The following is a 21,421-nucleotide window of genomic DNA, read 5'->3' on the forward strand; positions in this document are numbered from 1 at the left end:
TCGGGCCGGCGGCGCGGATCTCTTCCGCCACGTCGGCGTACTTGTCGGCGAAGTTGTTCTGGAACTGCTCGGCCAGGTCGCGGGCGCGGGCCTCGTAGTTCTCCGGCTCGGCCCAGGTGTTCTTGGGCTTGAGCAGCTTGTCGTCAACGCCGGGCACGGACTTGGGCACGTCCAGGTTGATGATGTCCAGGTGCTCGGTTTCGGCGTCGTCCAGCGCGCCACTGAGGATGGCGTTGACCACGCCCCGGGTGGTGGGAATGCTGAAACGCTCGCCTTCGCCGTAGGGGCCGCCGGTCCAGCCGGTGTTCACCAGGTAGACCTTGGAGCCGAACTCGTCCACGCGCTTCATCAGCAGCTCGGCGTATTCGCCGGCGCGGCGCGGGAAGAAGGGCGCGCCGAAGCAGGTGGAGAAGGTGCTCTTGATGCCGTCGCCGGAACCCATTTCGGTGGAGCCGACCAGCGCGGTGTAGCCGCTCAGGAAGTGGTAGGCGGCGGCTTCTCGGCTGAGCTTGGAGACCGGCGGCAGCACGCCGGTCAGGTCGCAGGTCAGGAAAATGATGTGCTTGGGCTCGCCGCTGCGGTTTTCCAGCACCCGCTTGTCGATGTTTTCCAGCGGGTAGGCGGCGCGGGTGTTCTGGGTCAGAGACACGTCGGTGTAATCCGGTTCGCGGGTCTCCTCGTTGAGGATCACGTTTTCCAGCACCGCGCCGAAGCGGATCGCGTCCCAGATCACCGGCTCGTTCTTCTGGCTCAGGTCGATGCACTTGGCGTAGCAACCGCCTTCGATATTGAACACCACATCCTTGCCCCAGCCGTGCTCGTCGTCACCGATCAGGTAACGGTCCGGGTCGGCGGACAGGGTGGTCTTGCCGGTGCCGGACAGGCCGAAGAACAGCGCCACGTCGCCGTTCTCGCCGACGTTGGCGGAGCAGTGCATGGGCAGCACGTCTTTCTCGGGCAGCAGGAAATTCTGAACCGAGAACATCGCCTTCTTCATTTCACCGGCGTAGCGCATGCCGGCGATCAGCACCTTGCGCTGGGCGAAGTTGAGGATCACGCAGCCGTCGGAGTTGGTGCCGTCGCGCTGCGGGTCGCACTGGAAGTTCACCGCGTGAAGGATCTGCCACTCCTGCTTGTCGCGCGGGTTGAAGCGCTCCGGGCGGATGAACAGGGTGTTGGCGAACAGATTGTGCCAGGCGGTCTGCGCGGTCACTTTCACCGGCAGGTAGTGGTCGGTGTCGGCGCCCACATGCAGGTGAGAGACGAAGGTGTCGTCCTCGGTCACGAACGCGGCCACGCGATCCCAGAGCGCATCGAACTTGTCCGACGGGAAGGGACGGTTAATGGCGCCCCAGTGAATGTGCTCGGTGGTGCTGGGCTCGTCCACCACATAGCGGTCCATCGGGGACCGGCCGGTACGGTGGCCGGTTTCCACCACCAGCGCGCCATTGGCGGCGAGGTGGCCTTCGTTACGCTGAACGGCCAGCTCCACAAGCTGGGCCGGGCTGAGGTCGTTGTAGGTCATGGGATTGCTCATCGGTTCTTCCTGGGCTTATGTGGCCGGGCTCCTGACAGGCGCGCGATTATGACAGAAAAGGCGCGCAGTGGCGATGCCAGGGCGACCCGCCGGTCATCTTCTGTTACCTGTTGGCGGGGCCGGGGCGGGTCTTAAAGGCGGCGGATCAGCTCGGCCAGGTCCACCGCGTCGAAGTGCTGCTGGGACAGGCAGAAGTCGCAGGTGAGGGTAGCCTCGCCGTCTTCGTCCAGCAGGGTTTTCAGCTCGTCGGCGCCGAGCGACAGCAGGGCGTTCTCGGTGCGCTCCCGCGAGCAGGTGCAGCCGAAGCGCAACGGCTGCGCTTCCGGCAGGCGCGGCGGGGTTTCGTGGAACAGCCGGCGCAGCACGGTTTCCGCCGGCAGGTCGAGCAGCTCCTCCATTTTCAGGGTGCCGGCCAGGGCCTCCAGGTGCTCCCACTGGTTGCGGTTTTCGTCGCCGCTCGCCACCTGGTCGGGCAGGCGCTGCAGCATCAGGCCGGCGGCGCGGCCGTTGCCGGACGCCAGCCACAGGCGGGTGGGCAGCTGCTCGGACTGCTGGAAGTAGCCCTCCAGGCACTGTGCCAGGGTGTCGCCTTCCAGGGGCACGATGCCCTGGTACTGACGGCCCTGGTCCGGGGTGATGGTGATCACCATGGTGCCGTCGCCGATCAGGGCGCCGATATTGGCGGCGGTATCCAGCTCGCCGTCGTGGCGGGCCAGGGCGCGCAGCTGACCGTCGTGGGTGCACTCCGCCAGCAGCAGCGACACCGGGCCGCGGCCCTGCGCCTGCAGGCTCAGCCGGCCGCTGAACTTGAGCGTACCGGCGAGCAGCGCCACCGCGGCCACCGCTTCGCCGACGAGGCCCTGCACCGCCAGCGGGTAGTCGTGGGTGCCGAGAATCGCTTCCAGGCTCTCGTCCAGGCGTACCAGTTCGCCGCGAATATCGGTCTCGGGAAACAGGAAACGTTGTTTGAAATCAGCGTTGTTCAAAGCTCACCTTCGTGGTTGCGGCGGAAACGCTGCAGGTCGCGGCGTTCCTTTTTACTGGGTTTGTGGTCGGGCACCGGCGCCGCCATGCGGGCCAGGCGTTTCTGCTCGGCGGACTGCTGCCGGGCGGCCACGCTCTCTTCGGTTTCCCGGTACAGGCTTTCGGCCACCCGGGCCGGGCCCCGCTTGCTGGCCACCGCCTCCACCACCACGGTCCAGCGCTGGTCGCCCTTGCGGATGTCGAGCACGTCGCCGGGCTGCACCGCCTTGCTGGGCTTGGCCTTGGCGCCGTCGACCTGCACCTTGCCGCCCTCGATGGCCTGCTTGGCCAGGCTGCGGGTTTTAAAGAAGCGGGCCGCCCACAGCCAGGAGTCGATGCGCGCGCCCTCGCTCACGGCAGCACCCGCAGGAAGTCGTCGATGGCCGGGAACGGGTCGGTGTGCTCCCGGGCCGGCAGGCTGGAATCCGGCTGGCGGATGCTGGCCAGATGGCCGAGGCCGAACAGGCGGCCGGAATGCAGCACCGGCAGGGAGTCGTCCACCAACAGGGCCCGGGCCGGGTCGAACGGGTGGCTGTGGTTCAACTGCCGCCAGAATGCCTGGGCCTCCTTGGCGTGGCCGTAGTCGTGGCTGGACACCAGTACATCGAAATAGCGGTCTATGCCGGTGCGCTCCAGCTTCAGATCCAGGGCGTCGCGGTGCGCGTTGGTCACCATGATCACCCGCTTGGGGCCGCCGGCGAGGGCGGCCAGGAACGCCTCGGCGCCCGGCCGCACGGCGATGCGGTCCGCCGCCGCGCGCTTCAGCGCGCTGATGTTCATCCCCAGCTCCCGGGTCCAGAAATCCAGGCAGTACCAGTTCAGGGTGCCCAGATGGCTCTCGATCCAGTCATGCAGAATCCGCTCCGCCTCGGCGTAGTCCAGGCCGCGGTTGAGCGCGTACTGCTCGGGTACGTGGCGCTGCCAGAACCAGTTGTCGAAGGCCAGATCCAGCAGGGTGCCGTCCATGTCCAGCAGCACCGTGTCGATATTGTCCCAGTCGATCATTTACCCGCCTGTTTCAGCCCTGTTCAGCGATCGCACAGTATGCAATATCGGGGCGCGCGCCGAAATACAAAGCCTTGTGGGAGCGAGCCTGCTCGCGAAAGGCCGGCAAAGCCGGCCGGCGGGATTTCAGAAGAGTCTGAAAGCGGAGAACAAAGGAAGTCTCTGGAATCCTGCCGGGTGGCTATAAGCCACCCTTTCGCGGGCGGGGCCCGCTCCCACAAGCCGGGTCGCCGCAGGCGAGGCGGGCTTTGCGGACGTTCTCTTCCAGATGGTGAGGATTGACGGTGCCGGCGATCACGGCGCTGACGCCGGCGGTGCCGAGCACCTTGTTGAGGCTGGCCTGCACCGGGTCGGGCAGGTCGTCGGCCAGGTGGCCGCTGGCGAAGGCCTTCTTGATCAGGATGCCCTTGTGGTGGGCGGCGGCGTAGTCGATCACCGGCCGCTCGTCGTCCTGCTTCAGATTGTAGGTGACCATCGCCACGTCGCTGCGTTTCAGCGCTTCCAGGCCGCCGGCCACGGTTTTGGTGGACATGCCGATGGCGCGGATCAGGCCGGCCTGTTTCATCTCCTCCAGCGTTTCCAGGGCGCCGCTGCGCAGCACGTCCAGATCGTTGCCGTCGGAGTGAATCAGCACGCAGTCCAGGTAGTCGGTGTTCAGCCGCCGCAGGCTGCGCTCCACCGAGGCCCGGGTGTGCGCCGGGGAGAAGTCAAAGTGGCTGTCGCCGTCGCTGAATTCCTCGCCCACCTTGGAAACGATCACCCAGTCCTGGCGGTTCGGCAGCAAGTGGCCGAGGCGCTCTTCGCTGCGGCCGTAGGCGGGCGCGGTATCGATCAGATTGATGCCCAGCTCGCGGGCGCGGGCCAGCAGGTCGCGCACCGCGTCGTCGTCGGGAATCGAAAACGGGGTGGGGTACTTCACCCCCTGGTCGCGGCCGATTTTGACCGTGCCCAGGCCCAACGCGCTGACGGTCAGGCCGGTGTCGCCCAGTTCGCGGAGAAACGCCATCAGCCTTGCTCCCCGAACAGGCGATGCCACTGCGGCCGGCCGATGTCGGCCCGTCGCAGCTCCCCCGGGATGGGCGGCAGCGGAGCGCCGGTTTCCAGGCCCCGTTCCTGGATCAGGGCTTCCACCCGGTCGCCCAGGTCCGGGGCCAGCGTCAGTTTGGTGGGCCAGGTGATGATCAGGTCCCGGTCGCGCCGGGCGTAGGCGTTGTCCGGCTTGGCCAGACCCTGCTGGTGCGGTTCGGCGCGGGCCACGTCCATCAGCGCCAGCTCGGCGTCGGCGAAGTCCAGCCAGGGGAACAGTTCGTCCAGCTCCCGGCGCGCCGCGTCCAGCTGCTGGGCGTCGCTGCGCTCCACGCCTTTTTCCGCCAGGTCGCCGCCCAGGTACCACACCAGGCTGCCGTCCTTCATATCGTGGGTGGTGACGGTGAGCCGGGGCTTGTTGCTGGTGCCCACGCAGTGGGCGTAGAGGCGGTGGCCGAGGCGGTGTTTCAGCAGCACCATTTTCAGGGGCCGGCTCTGCGCCGCTTCACTGGGGAACAGCTCGGCTTTCTGTGCGTCCTGCAGCAGGCCGGCGTTGCCTTCGCCGGCGGCCAGCACGGTCAGCTTCGGTTCGATGCGCACGCCGTCCAGCGCCACCGCTTCCAGGCCGCGTTGGTTCCAGCTCAGCGGGTGGCGCGCCGGGTCGAAGTGCAGCAGACGGTCGCGCACCGGCGCGGTGAGCACCTCGAGCAGGCTCTCGGTGTCCACCACCAGATCGTCCAGGCGGTAGACCTGGCCCTTGAAACGGCGGTCCGCCAGGGCGGAGGGGAAGTCCGGGCGCTTCAGCTTTTCGATGCGCCCGCGCAGCATGCGGCTGGCGAAGAAGGTGGTCATGCGGCTGGCCACGGAACCGGCGGACCAGAGGTTCTGGGTCTCGCTGAGCACCCGCAGGCCGCTCAGATCCACCGGGCCCTGGCCGTCGATGGCCTGGCGCCAGCGGTCGGGCATGCCGGCGATGGCCTCCGATTCGCTGGAGAGGGTGCCGCCCAGGGCGTACTTCAGGCCGCCGTGGATAATGCCCTGGCTGGCCAGGGTCTGGGCGCCGCCCAGGGTGCCGGTCTCCAGCAGCAGGCACTGATAGCCGCGCTGCTGCAGGTGGTTGATCAGCCACAGGCCGGCGATGCCGCCGCCGAAGATCAGGATGTCCGGTTTCAACACCGGGGAAGTCACGCTCACGGTCATGGATCACCATCGATGGAATGCGCGGCTATGCTAGCATAGCCGGCCGGGTCGGACGTCAGGTGTCCGGCCTTCGAGGTCCGACGGAATCGCCCATGCGCTTGCTCTATTCGTTACTTTGGTACGCTTTGTTGCCGCTCCTGTTCGCGCGCCTTTGGTGGCGCGGCCGCCGCGCGCCGGCGTACCGGCGCCGCTGGCGGGAGCGTCTGGCCCTGGGGCTGGGGCGCGGCCGGCTGCGCGGCAGCGTCTGGATTCACGCCGTGTCCGTGGGCGAAACCCTGGCGGCGGCGCCGCTGATCGAGGCGTTGCTGGCGCGCCACCCGGACACGCCGCTGGTGGTGACCACCACCACGCCCACCGGTTCGGAACGGGTCCAGGCGCTGTTCGGGGACCGGGTCACCCACGTCTATTGCCCCTGGGAGCTGCCCGCCGCCTACCGGCGTTTCTGGCGCGCCTTTGATCCGCGCTTGGTGGTGATTCTGGAAACCGAGCTGTGGCCCAACCTGTGCGCCGCCGCCAAGGCCCACGGGGCGCGACTGTTGCTGATGAACGGGCGCCTGTCGGAGAACAGCTACCGCGGCTACCGGCGCCTGCCGAAGCTGGTGCGGCCGATGCTGGCGCGTTTCGATCTGCTGGCGGTGCAGACCCGGGCGGAAGCGGACCGCTTCCAGGCGCTGGGCGCCGACCCGGAGCGGATCCGCGTTAACGGCAGCGTTAAATTCGATCTCACCCTCGATGATTCGCTGCGCGACCAGGCGGCGGCGCTACGCCAGCGCTTCGCGGCGCGGCCGGTGTGGATCGCGGCCCGCACCCACCCCGGCGAGGACGAGCCGGTGCTGGCGGCCCACCGCCGGGTGCTTGAGCGGCACCCCGACGCGCTGCTGATGCTGGTGCCCCGCCACCCGGAGCGTTTCGACGAAGTGGCCGGGCTGGCCGCCCGGCACGGCATGACCGTGGCCCGGCGCAGCCGGGGCGACCAGGTGGACGCGGCGGTGAATCTCTATCTGGCGGACACCATGGGCGAGCTGCTGATGCTGTTCGGTGCCGCCGACGTGGCCTTCGTGGGCGGTTCGCTGGTGCCGGTGGGCGGGCATAATCTGCTCGAGCCGGCGGCCTGGGGTGTGCCGGTGCTGACCGGGCCACGGCTGCATAATTTCACCGCCATCGCGGATCTGCTGGACCGGGCCGGGGCCTTGTCACGGGTGACCGATGAGGATGCCCTGGCGTCGCGGGTCGGCGCCCTGCTGGACGACGCCGGCGAGCGCCGGCGTCTGGGTGAGGCGGCGGCGGCCGTGGTGGCCGCCAACCGGGGCGCGCTTCAGCGCGGCGTGACCATCTGCTCTTCGCTCTGGCCTTCCAGGTCCGGATTGTAGAGATCCAGGGTTTCCTGGTCGGACAGCCATTCGTTCACCGCCACCAGATCTTCCACGTCCAGCTCGCCGGCCGCTGATTTCAGGGTCAGCGTGTCGAGGATGTAGTCGTAACGGGCGTTGGCGTAGTCCCGCTGGGCGGCGTACAGCGCCTGCTGGGCGTTGAGCACGTCGACCACGTTGCGGGTGCCCACCTCGTAGCCGGACTGGGTCGCTTCCAGGGCGGAGCGGGTGGAGCGGATCGCCTGGCGGCGCGCTTCCACGCGCAGGGCGTCCGCTTCCACGGTGCGGTAGAAGGTGCGCGCCTGCTGGCTGATGTCGCGGATCGTCTGCTGGTACCGCTGGCCGGCGGCGTCGGCGAGCAGGGCCGCCTGCTTGCGCTGGCTGTTGAGGCCGCCACCGCGGAACAGCGGCACGGTTACTTCAATGCCGATAGTCTTTGAATTAGTGTCCGGTTGCGTCGAGTAGAATTGCGTGAGTTGATTGCCGGGGTCGCCCCCCGAGACGCTTGGATCGGTATTGTGGTTGTGTTGATACTCAGCGAACAACTGAACCTTTGGAAGCATGGCCCCCAGTTGTCGGTCGGCCGTAAAACCCGCTGCTTTGGCGCTGTAGCGGGCGGCGAGAATCTGCGGATTCTGGTACGCGGCCTTATCGATCCAGGCGTTCATTTTTGACGGTTGCGGCCCCTCCATCGGCAGATCGTCGCGCAACTCCGCCAGCGTCTCCCATTTACGACCAGTGAGTGTTTCTAACTGGTCGCGGGCGATATCGAATTCCTGCTCGGCGACGATCAGGTTCACCCGGGCCAGGTCGTAGGCGGCGCGCGCTTCTTCCACATCGGTGCTGGCCACCAGGCCCACATCGAAACGTTCCTGGGATTGTTCCAGCTGCCGGCTGATCGCCTTCTCCTCGGCCTGGGCGGACACCAGGGTGTCCCAGGCGCGCAGCACGCCGAAGTAGCCCTGCGCCACGCGCAGCACGAAATCCTGGCGGGACTGGTAGAACTCGGCCTGGGCTACGGAGGTCAGCGACTTGGCTTCCTTGTAGCCGTAGAAGGCATCCAGGCGGAACAGCGGTTGCGTTAGCGTCACCGAGGTGGAACGGGATCTACCGTCTATCTCCAGGTCACCCGTCGATTCGTAGGTTTGGTTGATTTCCGAATGGCGGTGGCTGGCATCGATGGTCGGCAGCAGCGCGGCCCGCCCCTGTACCAGCGTTTCCTGATCCGCTTCCCAGGTCTGGCGGTCGGCGCGCCAGGTACCGTCGTAATCCCAGGCGGCGTTGGCGACATTGGTGAGGTCCGCGGCCTGGGCGCCGCCCGCGGCCAGGGTGGCCAGCAGCAGACTCAGGGGCGTTATCGGGCTCCGCTTCATTGCATTGTCCATGGTTGGTAACGGTTTTTTTAAAGGTGAACTGGCCAGTATGGTAATGGCAAGTAAAAGGGATTGACACTCCTGTTGCCTACCGGTTCCGGTCACACGGGTGCGGTTGTTCGACTTTGAGGCGCTGGCGTATAGTGTTGGCGTTCGCCCAGCCCGTGTTGGGCCAGTGTCATGCTGGCCTTAACGACCGGCGGCGCCTTCCTCCCCACTTACACCACTGCCTGGAGGCCGACCGTGCCAGACGAGCAACGTCACGCCGTATCCAACGCCATTGATGAAGCCTGCCAACCCATCGCCGGTTCAAGAAAAATTTATGTGACCGGCAGCCGGCAGGACATCCGCGTCCCGATGCGTGAAATCCGTCAACATCCGACGCCCCTGGCCGGCGGCAAGTTCGAGGATAACCCGCCCCTGGCGGTTTACGATACCTCCGGTCCCTATACCGACCCGGATGCGAAGATTGATATCCGCAAGGGCCTGGAGCCGGTGCGCGCCGCCTGGATCGAGGAGCGCGACGACAGCGAGCAGCTGGACGGCCTGACCAGCGAATACGGCCGCCGGCGGGCCCGGGACCTGGCCACCGAGGGGCTGCGCTTCCCGCATATTCGCGCGCCGCGCCGCGCCAAGGCCGGCCGCAACCTGTCGCAGATGCACTATGCCCGCCAGGGCATCGTCACCCCGGAGATGGAATACATCGCCATCCGGGAAAATCAGAAGCTGCGTGAGCACCGCGACGCGGGCCTGCCCACCGATCAGCATCCCGGGCAGAGTTTCGGCGCCTCGATTCCCGCCGAGATCACCCCGGAATTCGTGCGTGACGAGGTGGCCCGTGGCCGCGCGGTGATTCCCGCCAACGTGAATCACCCGGAAATCGAGCCGATGATCATCGGCCGTAACTTCCTCACCAAGATCAACGCCAACATCGGCAACTCGGCGGTCACCTCCTCGATCGAGGAAGAAGTGTCCAAGATGACCTGGGCCACCCGCTGGGGCGGCGACACGGTGATGGACCTGTCCACCGGCCAGAACATCCACGAGACCCGCGAGTGGATTCTGCGCAACTCGCCGGTGCCGATCGGCACCGTGCCGATCTACCAGGCGCTGGAAAAGGTCAATGGCGTCGCCGAGGACCTGACCTGGGAGATCTACCGCGACACGCTTATCGAGCAGGCCGAGCAGGGCGTGGACTACTTCACCATCCACGCCGGCGTGCTGCTGCGCTATGTGCCGATGACCGCCAAGCGCGTCACCGGCATTGTCTCGCGCGGCGGTTCGATCATGGCCAAATGGTGCCTGGCGCACCACAAGGAGAGTTTCCTCTACACCCATTTCGAGGAAATCTGCGAGATCATGAAGGCGTACGACGTGACCTTCAGCCTCGGTGACGGCCTGCGCCCCGGCTCGGTGGCCGACGCCAACGACGAGGCCCAGTTCTCCGAGCTGCGCACCCTGGGCGAGCTCACCAAGATCGCCTGGAAGCACGATGTGCAGGTGATGATCGAAGGCCCCGGCCATGTGCCCATGCACATGATCAAGGAGAACATGGACGAGCAGATCAAGCATTGCGACGAGGCGCCGTTCTATACCCTGGGCCCGCTGACCCTGGATATCTCCCCGGGCTACGATCACATCAGCAGCGCCATCGGCGCCGCCATGATCGGTTGGTACGGCACCGCCATGCTCTGCTACGTGACGCCCAAGGAGCATCTGGGTCTGCCCAACCGGGATGACGTCAAGGAAGGCATCATCACCTACAAGATCGCCGCCCACGCCGCGGATCTGGGCAAGGGCGTGCCCGGCGCCCAGCTGCGCGACAACGCCATTTCCAAGGCGCGCTTCGAATTCCGCTGGGAGGACCAGTTCAACCTGGGGCTGGACCCGGACCGGGCGCGCGCCTTCCACGATGAAACGCTGCCCAAGGAAGCCCACAAGGTGGCGCACTTCTGTTCCATGTGCGGACCCAAGTTCTGCTCCATGAAGATCAGCCAGGAAGTGCGCGACTACGCCGCGGCCCAGGAGGCCGAGGAGGGCATGCAGGAAAAATCCCGGGAATTCATGGAAAAGGGGGCGGAGCTTTATCACAAAGCCGATGAATGACCCCACGCCGCAATTCACCGCCGGGGACGTGGAAGTCCTGAAACGGGAGACCCCGTTCCAGGGCTTCTTCCGCCTGGACCGGCTGCATCTGCGCCACCGCCTGTTCGAAGGCGGCTGGAGCGGCACCATGCAGCGCGAACTGTTCGTGCGCCCGCCGGCGGCGGCGGTGCTGCCCTACGACCCGCAACGGGGTGAGATTCTGATGGTCGAGCAGTTCCGGGTCGGCGCCCTGGACTGGCGCGACACGCCCTGGTGCCTGGAACTGATCGCCGGCCTGGCGGACAAGGAAGGCGAACCGGTGGCGGACCTGGTGCGCCGCGAGGCGCGCGAAGAGGCGGGTGTGGAAATCGGTGAGATGAAGCGCGTGGCCCACTACATGCCCAGCCCCGGCGGCTCCAACGAGCGCCTGCAGGTGTTCGTGGGGCGCGCCGACCTGAGCAACGCCGGCGGCGTGCACGGCGTGGTCGAGGAAAACGAGGACATTCGCGTGGTGGTGCGCCCGGTATCCGAGGTGGAGGCCCTGCTGCGCAGCGGCCGGGTGGACAACGCCGCCTCGCTGATCACCCTGCAGTGGCTGCTGCTGCACCGGGACACGCTGGACCGGGAATGGGGCGCCGCGTCATGAGCCGCCCGCGCCGCTACCGCCTCGACTTCCGCGACCTGATGGCCCAGTGCGAGTGGAACTACGCCCGCCTGCTGCCGCTGATGCGCGCGCTCGGCGACGACGACAGCCTGGACGTGTCGCTTGGCGAGGAGCGTCCGCGCACGGTCAGTATCCGGGTTCTGGAGCGGGCGCCGTACACCACCACCCTGCGTTTCGAGGATCAGGCCCTGCACGACGCCATGCCGGCGCCCCGGCTGACGGTACGTTTGTACCACGATGCCCGGGTGGCGGAAGTCACCGAGGCGACGCCGTTCCGGCGGGTGCAGGCGCGCTATCCGTACCCCAACAGCCACATGCACCAGCGCGACGAAAAAGCCCAATGGAACCGCTTTCTGGGCGAATGGCTGGCCCATGTGCATGATTTCGGCCGTGCCTCCGGCGAGCCCTGGCGGCGTTCCGGCACCGAATAAAACGAGCAATGGTTCCGAATTCGGAACCGCCTTCCTGGCCAACTGCCATCATCTTCGATATAACCGACTAACGTCTTATTTTCCTGGGGGAAAAAGGCGGGCCGAGAGTTTGGCCGAGGCGGGGCCGGCGTGCTTGGGACGCGCGGGTATCGGGATCATGATTACAACGGGAGCGGGGATTTTGACGCATCCGGTTCAGCCGCTGCGGGTAGTGCAGCTGTCCGATTTTCACCTTTTCGCGGATACCGACGGCAAGCTTTTGGGCCTGAACACGCAGTTCAGTCTCGAGGCGGTGCTGGACCGGGTACGCCGCGAACAGCCTGATATGGACCTGATACTCGCCACCGGCGATCTGTCACAGGACGGCTCCTACGAGTCCTACCAGCGGTTGGCGAAAACCCTGTCCGGGTTCCGCGCGCCGATCTACTGGCTGGAGGGCAACCACGACAAGCCGGCGCCCATGCTGCGCGCCCTGCGCGGCCAGGATAACCGGGTCAGCCCGTGCGTGGCGGACATCGGCAACTGGACCCTGGTGCTGCTGGATTCCACCATTCCCGGCGAGGTGCCCGGCGACCTGTTCGACGAGGACCTCAAGTTCCTGGACGACGCCCTGCGCGACGCCGCCGGCGAGCATCTGCTGGTGTGCCTGCACCACCACCCGGTGCCGATGGGCAGCGAATGGCTGGACACCCAGCTGGTGGGCAGCGCGGAACGCTTCTTCGAGGTGATCGACGCCCACCCCCGGGTGCGCGGCATCCTCTGGGGCCATGTGCACCAGGAATACGACGACACCCGCAACGGCGTGCGGCTGCTGGCGGTGCCCAGCACCTGCGTGCAGTTCAAACCCGGCAGCGCGGATTTCGCCGTGGACGACACCAGCCCCGGTTACCGCTGGCTGGATCTGCACGCCGACGGCGGCATCGATACCGCCGTCAGCCGGGTGGAAGGCATCCACTTCGAAGTGGATATGTCGGTGAAGGGCTACTGAATCAGTTAACAGTTGATAGTTGACAGTTGATAGTGAAGAGTGAGGCCGTTTACGCGACCGGGTGCGCCTCATGTCCGACATATCCCTGATTTATATCCACGGTTTCAACAGTTCGCCGCAATCCTGGAAGGCCGGGGTGCTGCGCGACTACTTCGAGCGCCACGGCGCCGGGCACCGGTTGCACGTGCCGGCGCTCGACCCGCAGCCCAGGAAAGCCATGGCGACCCTGGAAGCCACCATCGCCGGGGCCGGCCCGGTGGCGTTGCTGGGCTCGTCCCTGGGCGGTTTCTACGCCACCTGGCTGGCCGAGCACCACGATCTGGTCACCGCGGTGGTCAATCCGGCGGTCCGCCCCTGGCGACTACTGGACAAATACACAGGTATCAATCATAACTACCACAGCGGCGAGGCGTACCAGTTCGATCCCGCCTGGCTCGATGAGCTCCGCCACTACCAGGTCGAGGCGATCAGCAAGCCCGAGCAGATGCTGCTGCTGACCCAGACCGGCGACGAATCCCTGGACTGGCGCGAGGGCTGGGAATATTACGCCGACTGCCACCTGTTCCGGGGCCTGGGCGGCAGCCACGGTTTTGATGACTTCGACGCCTTTATTCCGCTAGTGTTGCGCTTTTGCGGCATTCGCCTGACGCCGGATACCTGAATTCATACCGATTAGAGATTTATGGCCAACACCTATACCTCCGAGAATATCGAGGTCCTTTCGGGCCTGGAGCCGGTGCGTAAACGCCCGGGTATGTACACCGACACCAGCCGTCCCAACCACCTGATCCAGGAAGTGGTGGACAACTCCGTGGACGAGGCCCTGGCCGGACACGCCAAAAGCATTCGCGTCACCCTGCTCAAGGACGGTGGCGTGGAAGTGGAAGACGACGGCCGGGGCATGCCCGTGGACCCGCACCCGGTGCAGAAGAAGCCGGGCGTGGAAGTGATCCTGGCGACGCTGCACGCCGGCGGCAAATTCTCCAACAAGAACTACCAGTTCTCCGGCGGTCTGCACGGCGTCGGCGTGTCGGTGGTCAACGCCCTGTCGAAAAAGCTGGAAGTGTTCGTCAAACGCGACGGCGAGGTGCACCGCATCGAATTCGCCGGCGGTGAGAAAACCGCCGACCTGGAAGTGGTCGACACGGTGGGCAAGCGCAACACCGGCACCATGATGCGCTTCTGGCCGGACGAAAAATATTTCGATTCGCCGAACATTTCGGTGCCGCGCCTGCGCCATCTGCTGCGCGCCAAGGCGGTGCTGTGTCCCGGGCTGCTGGTGACCCTGGAGAACAAGCAGACCGACGAGACCGAAACCTGGCAGTTCGCCGACGGTCTGGTGGAATACCTGGTCGACAGCACCCGGGGCTGGGAGCGCGTGCCCGCCGAGCCGTTCGAGGGCGCCATGAACGGCGACACCGAGGCGGTGGACTGGGCGGTGCTGTGGCTGCCCGAAGGCGGCGAACTGGTCACCGAGTCCTACGTGAACCTGATTCCCACCACCCAGGGTGGCACCCATGTGAACGGGCTGCGCTCCGGGCTGCTGGAAGCGATGCGCGAGTTCTGTGAATTCCGCAACCTGCTGCCGCGCGGCGTCAAACTGACCCCCGAAGACATCTGGGACCGGGCCTGCTACGTGCTCAGCGTCAAAATGCAGGACCCCATGTTCGCCGGCCAGACCAAGGAGCGGCTCAGCTCCCGGCAGACCGCGCCGTTCGTGTCCGGGGTGGTGAAGGACGCGTTCTCCCTGTGGCTCAACCAGCACACCGACGAAGCCGAACGGCTCGCCGACCTGTGCATCAACAACGCCCAGAAGCGGCTGCGCGCCGCCAAGAAAGTCACCCGCAAGAAAGTCACCAGCGGCCCGGCGCTGCCCGGCAAGCTGGCGGACTGCACCAGTGACGACCCGGCGCAAAGTGAAATCTTCCTGGTGGAAGGGGACTCCGCCGGCGGCTCCGCCAAGCAGGCCCGCGACCGGGTCTACCAGGCGATCATGCCGCTGCGCGGCAAGATCATGAACACCTGGGAAGTGGACCCGGCGGAAGTGCTGGGCAGCCAGGAGATCCACGACATCGCCGTGGCGCTGGGCATCGAGCCGGGCAGCGACGATCTGGGCGGGCTGCGCTACGGCAAGGTATGCATCCTCGCCGACGCGGACTCCGACGGCCTGCACATCGCCACCCTGTTGTGCGCGTTGTTCCTGCGTCACTTTCCGGCGCTGGTGCGCGGCGGCCATGTGTTCGTGGCGATGCCGCCGCTGTACCGCATCGACGTGGGCAAGGACGTCTATTACGCCCTGGATCAGGAGGAGCGCGCCGGCGTGCTGGACCGCATCAAGGCGGAAAAGAAACGCGGCAAGGTCAGCGTCACCCGCTTCAAGGGCCTGGGCGAGATGAGCCCCATGCAACTGCGCGAAACCACCATGGCCCGCGACACCCGCCGGCTGGTGCGCCTGAGCGTGGACGGCGCCGACGACACCCATCAGTTGATGGACATGCTGCTCAGCAAGAAGCGCGCCTCCGACCGCAAGAACTGGCTGGAAGAGAAAGGCAACCTGGCGGAAGTATAAAAGATGGCAGACGATTTCGAAGACCTGTCCCTCAGGGACTACACCGAAAAAGCGTACCTGGACTACTCCATGTACGTGATCATGGACCGGGCGTTGCCGAAGATCGGCGACGGCCTGAAGCCGGTCCAGCGGCGCATTGTCTACGCGATGAGCGAGCTGGGCCTGAAGAGCACCGCCAAGTATAAAAAGTCCGCCCGTACCGTGGGCGACGTGCTGGGTAAGTTCCACCCGCACGGCGACTCCGCCTGTTACGAGGCCATGGTGTTGATGGCGCAGCCGTTCAGCTACCGCTACCCGCTGGTGGACGGCCAGGGCAACTGGGGCAGCCCGGACGACCCGAAATCCTTCGCCGCCATGCGTTACACGGAATCCAAGCTGGCGCCGTACGCGGAAGTGCTGCTCGCCGAGCTGGGTCAGGGCACGGTGGAATGGGTGCCCAACTTCGACGGCACCATGGACGAGCCCAAGCTGCTGCCGGCGCGGCTGCCCAATGTGCTGCTTAACGGCACCACCGGCATCGCCGTGGGCATGAGCACCGACATCCCGCCGCACAATCTGCGCGAGGTGGCGCAGGCCTGTATCCACCTGCTCAAGGACCCGGGCGCGTCCCTGGACGACCTGCTCGAATACATCAAAGGCCCGGATTTCCCCACCGAGGCGGAAATCATCACACCGCGCAACGACATCATCCGCATGTACGCGGAAGGCAAGGGCAGCCTCAAGCAGCGCGCCGTCTACGAGCGCGAGGAAAACGACATCGTGATCACCGCGCTGCCCTATCAGGTGTCCGGCGCCAAGGTGCTGGAACAGATCGCCGACCAGATGCAGAAGAAAAAGCTGCCCATGGTCAGCGACCTGCGCGACGAATCCGACCACGAAAACCCCACCCGTCTGATCATCACGCCGCGCTCCAACCGGGTGGATATCGCGCAACTGATGGGCCACCTGTTCGCCACCACCGACCTGGAAAAGAATTACCGGGTCAACCTGAACATGATCGGCATCGATGAGCGTCCCCAGGTGAAAAGCCTGGACATGATTCTCAACGAGTGGCTGCAGTTCCGCATGGTCACCGTGCGCCGGCGTCTGCAGCACCGTCTGGACAAGGTGCTGGACCGCCTGCACCTGCTGGAAGGTTTGTTGATCGCCTATCTGAACATCGATGAGGTGATCGAGATTATCCGCCGCGAAGACGCGCCCAAGCCGGTGCTGATGGAGCGCTTCGGGCTCAGTGACCGTCAGGCGGAAGCGATCCTGGAGCTGAAGCTGCGCCATCTGGCCAAGCTCGAGGAAATGAAGATCAAGGGCGAGCAGGATGAGCTCGCCGAGGAACGGGACAAGCTGGAAGAGACCCTGGGTTCGGCGGCGAAAATGAAGAAACTGATCGCCAAGGAACTCAAGGAAGACGCCGAAAACTTCGGCGACGACCGCCGCTCACCGCTGGTGGAGCGCAACGACGCCAAGGCCCTGGACGAAGCGGACCTGGTGGGCGCCGACCCGGTCACCGTGGTGCTTTCGGAAAAAGGCTGGGTGCGTTCCGCCAAGGGCCACGACGTGGATGTGGTGGGCCTGAGCTATAAAGCCGGCGACAAATATCTGGCGTCCGCGCGCGGCAAATCCAACCAGCCGGTGTGCTTCCTGGACACCACCGGGCGCAGCTACTCGCTGCTGGCGCACACCCTGCCCAGCGCGCGCGGCCAGGGTGAGCCCCTGTCCGGCCGGGTCAGCCCGCCTTCCGGCGCCGGTTTCGTGGCCGCCATCATGGGTCAGGAAAAAGACGCCTACCTGATGAGCACGGACGCGGGTTACGGCTTCGTGGTGCGTTACGCGGACCTGCTGGCCAACAAGAAAGCCGGCAAGAGCGTGCTGAACGTGCCCAAGGGCGCCAAGGTGCAGCCGCCACGCCCGGTCAAGGACCCGCAGACCGACCTGATCGCGCTGGTCTCCAATGAGGGCCGCCTGCTGGTGTTCCCGGTGCGTGACCTGCCGGAAATGTCGCGCGGCAAGGGCAACAAGATGATGGCGATTCCCGGCGGCCGCGTCGCCGAACGCGTCGAGTTCGTGCAGGACGTGCAGGTGCTCGGCCCCGACGACACCCTGGTGATCTATGCCGGCAAACGACATCTCAATCTCAAGTCCACCGACCTGGAACACTACTTCGGCGAGCGCGGCCGGCGCGGTGCCAAACTGCCGCGCGGCTTCCAGAACGTGGACGTGATGACGGTGGAAGCCCGCTGACGGGCCCCTCGGGGCCTATAAACAATTCAATACAAGTACGGTCTTGGGCCTGTGGATCGGGTTGGCTATGATCCAGATTCATCTTGGGGAGAGGGAGTTCGCCTGATGCGGGCCTTGCTGACCGGTGCCACCACGTTCTTGCTGTTGTTGCTGAACACACTGACGTTGATCGGCCCGATGATGCTGATCGCCCTGTTTAAAGTGGTGCTGCCCGGCAAGCAGGCCAAGGCCGCCTGCTCCCGGGGCGTGATGTGGATCGCCGAGACCTGGGCGGAAATCTGCAAGGCGATCTTCGCGCTGATGACGCCCACCCGTTGGGATATCCGCGGCGACCAGAACCTGCGCAGCGATACCTCCTACCTGGTGGTCTGCAACCATCAGTCCTGGGTGGACATCGCCGCCCTGGTGCAGACCTTCAATCGTAAAACCCCGTACTTCAAATTTTTCCTCAAGAAAGAGCTGATCTGGGTACCGTTTCTGGGGCTGGCGTTCTGGGCCCTGGACTACCCGTTCATGAAGCGCTACTCCAAAGAGCTGCTGGAAAAGCGCCCGGAGCTCAAAGGCAAGGATCTGGAGATCACCAAGGCGGCGTGCGAGAAGTTCGCGGATATGCCGGTCACCGTGGTTAATTTTCTCGAAGGCACCCGCTGCACCCCGGAAAAACAGGCCCGGCAGCAATCCCCCTACAAGCATCTGCTGCGGCCCAAGGCCGGCGGCGTGGCGTTCGTGATGGCGGCGTTGGGCGATGATCTGGATGCGCTGCTGGACGTGACCATTGCCTATCCGGAGGGCAAGCCGCCCGGTTTCTGGGCGCTGCTCAGCGGTCAGTTGGAGCGGGTGATCATCGACGTGCGCACCCACAACCTGGACCCGGCCCTGTGGGCCGGCGATTACCAGGAGGACGCGGCGTTTCGCGCCAGCGTGCAGCGCTGGGTGAGCGATCTCTGGGAACAAAAAGACGCCCGTATCGAGCGTCTTCAGAAGGAGTGGTGACCGCCGGGCGCCCGCCCGGCGATGCGGCTCAGAAGCGGAAGGTGGCCGCCAGGTAGGGGCCGCCGATTTCCAGGTCGGAGTCCAGGCCGCTGACGTCGTCCAGTTCCACTTCCAGGCGGGAATAGCCCGCTTTCACGCCCAGCAGGAAGTCCGACTGCCAGCCGATGTGCGCGTCGAAATCACGCATGCCGCTGCCGTCGTACTCAATCGCATTGATTTCCCCGCCCACGTACACGCCGGTCAACGGCAGGTTGGCGCGTACCGCGCCGTGGGCCAGCGGGAAGGTTTCACTGGCGCTTTCAGTGGCCTGTTGGCCGGCACCGGTGATAGTGAAATCCGCGTCCATCTGCCGCACGGTCAGGCCCAGGTCCAGCTTCACCACATTGTCCAGCGGGCTCCAGTAGAAGGTGCCGTCGAGCATCTCCATGTCGTAATCGGAATTCACGTTACCGGCGAAGGTCTGCCCGTTGAACGTGATCGGATCGACCAGAGTGTTGCTGGCGTCGTCGGAGAGGTCCATGTAGCGCAGGCGCACATTGGGCAGTACCGGAACGGCGTGTTCCAGACCCACGTAAATCACGGTCTGGTCGGAGTCGTCAAAGCCCAGATCGTCCTCCATGTCGATGTCGTTGCTGCCGGAGGCGATGTTGCCGGAGGTCTCCGGGCTCCAGGCGTAGCCGCCGGCGTACACGTCAACAAGCGGCGCCGCCTGGGCGAACGGGGCGGCGGAGAGCGCGGCCAGGCCGGCCATAAGGGTGATTTTTTTCATAATGCGGGGTCCTCTGTCTCTAATAAGAAAGCATCAAAGCGCACCGGCTCAGTATTGCATTCACCCCGCCGCATACCAAGTAGGACGATTCTGGTAAGCTGCGCCGCTGCCAACGTCGAGCGCCGCGCATTCCGTACCGCGCGGCGGCCCCAAGAAAGAGTGAAGCCATGTTTCTCGATGAAATGCCCGAGGGCTTCCGCTATCCGCAGCCGGAAGACGAACAGGACAAACAACTGCTGGCCCGCATCGAACGCAAGGGCTGGCATCACCTCAGCGTGGACGGCGCCGCCGGCGAGCCGGGCTATGCCTTCACGCTGGGGCACTTCCTCAAGCGGGACCACCCGGAACTGATCGTGGTGGGCCTCAAGGACACCCTGGCCAGCCGCCTGCTGGACAGCGCCGCCGTGGGCATCACCGGCCTGGGGCGCCGTCTGCGGCCGTTCCAGGTCTATGGCGACATCGCCGACGGCCTGGAGGTGGTGTTCCTGCCGGTGGCGCTGCCCGCCTACAACGAGTATCTGGGCTACGCCAACTGGTTCTACGCCGACCTGCCGGCGCCGTACCCGGCGCTGCAAATGGTGTGGCCGGACCCGAACGGGGTGTTTCCCTGGCAACCCGGTTATGATGCCCGCTTCCGCCGCGCGCAGCCGCTGCTCGGCGAGGCGCCCGAGGCGCCGTCGCTGCAGTAGCGCGCCGTGGAATAGGCAGGCGGGCCCCGGCTCCGTTATCCTCGTACCTGAATTTTCGTTATTGGAACCCCCATGGCTAATTCGTTGCAGGATCAGCTCCTTAAATCGGGGCTGGCGGACAAAAAGAAGGCGCGCCGCGCCAAGCAGCAGAAGAAGGAAGACGCCAACCGCGCCAAGCGTGGCGAGATCGAGCTGGAGGACCCGGCCGAGCGAGCCCGCCGCCAGCGCGCCGAGCAGGCTGAAAAAGACCGCCAGCTGGAAGCGGAGCGTCACCGGCAGCAGCGTGAGCGGGAGATCGTCGCGCAGATTCGTCAGCTGATCGAGACTCACCGTCTGGATCGCGCCCGGGGCGAGGTGGCCTACCAGTTCGTGCAGGACAAGAAGATCAAGAAGCTGCACGTCACCGAGCCGCAGCGCGACCAGCTGGCGCGCGGCCAGATCGCCATCGTCGCCCTGGGCGAGGGCCACGAGCTGGTGCCCACCACAGTGGCGGAGAAAATCCGCCAGCGCGACGAGGCCGCCGTGGTCCTGCTCAACGACCGCAACGTCCAGGACGAAGACGACCCCTACGCGGATTACCCGATCCCCGACGACCTGATGTGGTAACGCGATGACCGCCCCCAGCATGCTCCTTGGTACCCTGCGCACCCTGACGGTGCTTAAACGCATACCCGCGGGTCTGTTGCTGGACGGCGAAGACCTCGGCGACGTGCTGCTGCCCGCCCGCGAGCTGGCCGACGACGCCGCCGACGTCGAAGCACTGGAAGTGTTTCTCTACGAGGACGGCGACGGCCGCCCCCGCGCCACCCTGGGCCGCCCCAAGGCGATGCCCGGGGAAGTGGCGCGCCTGCGCGTGGTGGACACCAGCCGGGTGGGCGCATTCCTGGACTGGGGCCTGCCCAAGGATCTGCTGCTGCCGTTCGCCGAGCAGGGCAACCGCCCGGAGGTGGGCCGCTGGCAACTGGTCAAGGTGGTGCGCGACCGGGACGGCCGGCCGTTCGCCAGCGCCCTGCTGGACCGCCATCTGGAAGACACCTGCGACGCCTACCGCCAGGGCGACGCGGTGCCGCTGATGGTGGTGCAAAGCACCGACCTGGGCTACAAGGTGGCGGTGGACAACCGCTACTGGGGCCTGCTGCAGGCACCGCCCGGCGTGGCGCCCCCGCGCCCCGGCCAGCGCTTCACCGGCTATGTGCAGCGTCTGCGCGCCGACGGCCGTCTCAGCCTGACGCTGGACCCGCCCGGCGCCGCCAAGAGCGATCAGCTCGGCGAGCGCATCCTGGCGCGGCTGGAGGCGTCCGACGGTTTCCTGGCCCTGGGCGACAAAAGCAGCCCGGAGGCGATCCGCGCCGCCTTCGGGTGCAGCAAGAACGCCTTCAAACAGGCCATCGGTAAGCTCTACAAAGCGGGGCGTATCGCCATCGAGCGCGACGGCATTCGCCGCCTTTGAGCCGCCCGGGC

At 65.9% G+C, this 21,421-nt stretch carries 20 protein-coding genes; 12 read left to right on the forward strand and 8 right to left on the reverse strand.

The features are described 5' to 3' along the window. The 6 genes from ACEQZD_RS07865 to ACEQZD_RS07890 form a co-directional block, all read right to left on the reverse strand. A partial coding sequence (locus tag ACEQZD_RS07865) for a phosphoenolpyruvate carboxykinase (protein ID WP_370184817.1) occupies nt 1-1,537 on the reverse strand: 1,537 nt, incomplete at its 3' end. Nucleotides 1,538-1,668: 131 nt separating this feature from the next. Further along, nucleotides 1,669-2,523, reverse strand: coding sequence for an Hsp33 family molecular chaperone HslO (gene hslO / locus ACEQZD_RS07870; protein WP_142947475.1), 855 nt, complete (start codon nt 2,521-2,523; stop codon nt 1,669-1,671). Then, entirely contained in the window at nt 2,520-2,915 is a 396-nt protein-coding gene (locus tag ACEQZD_RS07875) for an RNA-binding S4 domain-containing protein (RefSeq protein WP_142947474.1), read from the reverse strand. The genes hslO and ACEQZD_RS07875 overlap by 4 nt, the downstream gene beginning before the upstream one ends. Beyond that, entirely contained in the window at nt 2,912-3,565 is a 654-nt protein-coding gene (yrfG, locus tag ACEQZD_RS07880) for a GMP/IMP nucleotidase (RefSeq protein ID WP_370184819.1), read from the reverse strand. The genes ACEQZD_RS07875 and yrfG overlap by 4 nt, the downstream gene beginning before the upstream one ends. A 181-nt stretch (nt 3,566-3,746) precedes the next feature. Next, nucleotides 3,747-4,571, reverse strand: a complete 825-nt coding sequence (locus tag ACEQZD_RS07885; RefSeq protein ID WP_142947472.1) for an aldo/keto reductase — start codon at nt 4,569-4,571, stop codon at nt 3,747-3,749. Beyond that, nucleotides 4,571-5,785, reverse strand: coding sequence for an FAD-dependent oxidoreductase (locus tag ACEQZD_RS07890; RefSeq protein ID WP_335628092.1), 1,215 nt, complete (start codon nt 5,783-5,785; stop codon nt 4,571-4,573). The genes ACEQZD_RS07885 and ACEQZD_RS07890 overlap by 1 nt, the downstream gene beginning before the upstream one ends. 98 nt (nt 5,786-5,883) lie before the next feature. On the opposite strand from ACEQZD_RS07890, the gene waaA reads away from it, so the two are divergent. Beyond that, entirely contained in the window at nt 5,884-7,161 is a 1,278-nt protein-coding gene (waaA, locus tag ACEQZD_RS07895; RefSeq protein ID WP_370184821.1) for a lipid IV(A) 3-deoxy-D-manno-octulosonic acid transferase, read from the forward strand. Here the strand turns inward: waaA and ACEQZD_RS07900 are convergent. Next, entirely contained in the window at nt 7,107-8,534 is a 1,428-nt protein-coding gene (locus tag ACEQZD_RS07900; RefSeq protein WP_194854741.1) for a TolC family outer membrane protein, read from the reverse strand. The two genes, waaA and ACEQZD_RS07900, sit on opposite strands and share 55 nt — an antisense overlap. A 243-nt stretch (nt 8,535-8,777) precedes the next feature. Here ACEQZD_RS07900 and thiC point away from each other — a divergent pair, with 243 nt between their 5' ends. From thiC to ACEQZD_RS07940, 8 genes are all read left to right on the forward strand, one after another. Next, complete coding sequence (gene thiC, locus ACEQZD_RS07905; RefSeq protein WP_370184823.1) at nt 8,778-10,640, forward strand: phosphomethylpyrimidine synthase ThiC; 1,863 nt, start codon at nt 8,778-8,780, stop codon at nt 10,638-10,640. Further along, a complete protein-coding gene (locus ACEQZD_RS07910; protein ID WP_142947468.1) occupies nt 10,633-11,265 on the forward strand; it encodes an NUDIX domain-containing protein in 633 nt (210 codons plus the stop codon). Before thiC ends, ACEQZD_RS07910 begins: the two co-directional genes overlap by 8 nt. Further along, nucleotides 11,262-11,714, forward strand: coding sequence for a DUF1249 domain-containing protein (locus ACEQZD_RS07915; RefSeq protein ID WP_142947467.1), 453 nt, complete (start codon nt 11,262-11,264; stop codon nt 11,712-11,714). Before ACEQZD_RS07910 ends, ACEQZD_RS07915 begins: the two co-directional genes overlap by 4 nt. A gap of 181 nt (nt 11,715-11,895) precedes the next feature. Then, on the forward strand, nt 11,896-12,702 hold the full coding sequence (gene cpdA / locus ACEQZD_RS07920; protein ID WP_228547805.1) for a 3',5'-cyclic-AMP phosphodiesterase: 807 nt from the start codon (nt 11,896-11,898) through the stop codon (nt 12,700-12,702). Between the two features lie 70 nt (nt 12,703-12,772). Continuing rightward, nucleotides 12,773-13,363 carry a YqiA/YcfP family alpha/beta fold hydrolase gene (locus ACEQZD_RS07925; RefSeq protein WP_370184826.1) on the forward strand — a complete coding sequence of 197 codons (591 nt, stop codon included), beginning with the start codon at nt 12,773-12,775 and terminating at the stop codon, nt 13,361-13,363. A 21-nt stretch (nt 13,364-13,384) separates the two neighbouring features. After that, nucleotides 13,385-15,271 carry a DNA topoisomerase IV subunit B gene (gene parE / locus ACEQZD_RS07930; protein ID WP_194854737.1) on the forward strand — a complete coding sequence of 629 codons (1,887 nt, stop codon included), beginning with the start codon at nt 13,385-13,387 and terminating at the stop codon, nt 15,269-15,271. A 3-nt stretch (nt 15,272-15,274) separates the two neighbouring features. Then, nucleotides 15,275-17,509, forward strand: coding sequence for a DNA topoisomerase IV subunit A (gene parC / locus ACEQZD_RS07935; protein WP_370184828.1), 2,235 nt, complete (start codon nt 15,275-15,277; stop codon nt 17,507-17,509). Nucleotides 17,510-17,614: 105 nt separating this feature from the next. Further along, a complete protein-coding gene (locus tag ACEQZD_RS07940; protein WP_370184830.1) occupies nt 17,615-18,502 on the forward strand; it encodes an acyltransferase in 888 nt (295 codons plus the stop codon). 28 nt (nt 18,503-18,530) lie between these two features. Here the strand turns inward: ACEQZD_RS07940 and ACEQZD_RS07945 are convergent, their stop codons facing one another. Beyond that, the gene (locus ACEQZD_RS07945; RefSeq protein ID WP_370184832.1) at nt 18,531-19,271 is read right to left on the reverse strand and encodes a TIGR04219 family outer membrane beta-barrel protein; all 741 of its coding nucleotides are present in this window, start codon (nt 19,269-19,271) and stop codon (nt 18,531-18,533) included. A 167-nt stretch (nt 19,272-19,438) separates the two neighbouring features. On the opposite strand from ACEQZD_RS07945, the gene ACEQZD_RS07950 reads away from it, so the two are divergent. The 3 genes from ACEQZD_RS07950 to ACEQZD_RS07960 all read left to right on the forward strand — a co-directional run bounded on the left by ACEQZD_RS07950 (nt 19,439) and on the right by ACEQZD_RS07960 (nt 21,410). After that, nucleotides 19,439-19,960 carry a DUF4262 domain-containing protein gene (locus ACEQZD_RS07950; RefSeq protein WP_142947460.1) on the forward strand — a complete coding sequence of 174 codons (522 nt, stop codon included), beginning with the start codon at nt 19,439-19,441 and terminating at the stop codon, nt 19,958-19,960. Between the two features lie 72 nt (nt 19,961-20,032). Continuing rightward, nucleotides 20,033-20,566 (forward strand): DUF2058 domain-containing protein, encoded by a 534-nt coding sequence (locus tag ACEQZD_RS07955; RefSeq protein ID WP_142947459.1) that lies wholly within the window; start codon nt 20,033-20,035, stop codon nt 20,564-20,566. 4 nt (nt 20,567-20,570) lie between these two features. After that, nucleotides 20,571-21,410 carry a S1 RNA-binding domain-containing protein gene (locus ACEQZD_RS07960; protein ID WP_370184834.1) on the forward strand — a complete coding sequence of 280 codons (840 nt, stop codon included), beginning with the start codon at nt 20,571-20,573 and terminating at the stop codon, nt 21,408-21,410. Nucleotides 21,411-21,421: the final 11 nt, after the last annotated feature.

Source organism: Alloalcanivorax sp. (assembly GCF_964221125.1).
In the GTDB taxonomy this organism is placed as follows: Bacteria; Pseudomonadota; Gammaproteobacteria; order Pseudomonadales; family Alcanivoracaceae; genus Alloalcanivorax; species Alloalcanivorax venustensis.

Bases quoted from the DNA above. Each gene is read 5' to 3' on its own strand.
- ACEQZD_RS07960 (WP_370184834.1), top strand. From the start codon at position 20,571: ATGACCGCCCCCAGCATGCTCCTTGGTACCCTGCGCACCCTGACGGTG.
- ACEQZD_RS07950 (WP_142947460.1), top strand. From the start codon at position 19,439: ATGTTTCTCGATGAAATGCCCGAGGGCTTCCGCTATCCGCAGCCGGAA.
- waaA (WP_370184821.1), top strand. From the start codon at position 5,884: ATGCGCTTGCTCTATTCGTTACTTTGGTACGCTTTGTTGCCGCTCCTG.
- parE (WP_194854737.1), top strand. From the start codon at position 13,385: ATGGCCAACACCTATACCTCCGAGAATATCGAGGTCCTTTCGGGCCTG.
- ACEQZD_RS07940 (WP_370184830.1), top strand. From the start codon at position 17,615: ATGCGGGCCTTGCTGACCGGTGCCACCACGTTCTTGCTGTTGTTGCTG.
- ACEQZD_RS07945 (WP_370184832.1), bottom strand. From the start codon at position 19,271: ATGAAAAAAATCACCCTTATGGCCGGCCTGGCCGCGCTCTCCGCCGCC.
- yrfG (WP_370184819.1), bottom strand. From the start codon at position 3,565: ATGATCGACTGGGACAATATCGACACGGTGCTGCTGGACATGGACGGC.
- ACEQZD_RS07885 (WP_142947472.1), bottom strand. From the start codon at position 4,571: ATGGCGTTTCTCCGCGAACTGGGCGACACCGGCCTGACCGTCAGCGCG.
- parC (WP_370184828.1), top strand. From the start codon at position 15,275: ATGGCAGACGATTTCGAAGACCTGTCCCTCAGGGACTACACCGAAAAA.
- ACEQZD_RS07955 (WP_142947459.1), top strand. From the start codon at position 20,033: ATGGCTAATTCGTTGCAGGATCAGCTCCTTAAATCGGGGCTGGCGGAC.
- ACEQZD_RS07925 (WP_370184826.1), top strand. From the start codon at position 12,773: ATGTCCGACATATCCCTGATTTATATCCACGGTTTCAACAGTTCGCCG.
- ACEQZD_RS07900 (WP_194854741.1), bottom strand. From the start codon at position 8,534: ATGAAGCGGAGCCCGATAACGCCCCTGAGTCTGCTGCTGGCCACCCTG.
- ACEQZD_RS07910 (WP_142947468.1), top strand. From the start codon at position 10,633: ATGAATGACCCCACGCCGCAATTCACCGCCGGGGACGTGGAAGTCCTG.
- ACEQZD_RS07915 (WP_142947467.1), top strand. From the start codon at position 11,262: ATGAGCCGCCCGCGCCGCTACCGCCTCGACTTCCGCGACCTGATGGCC.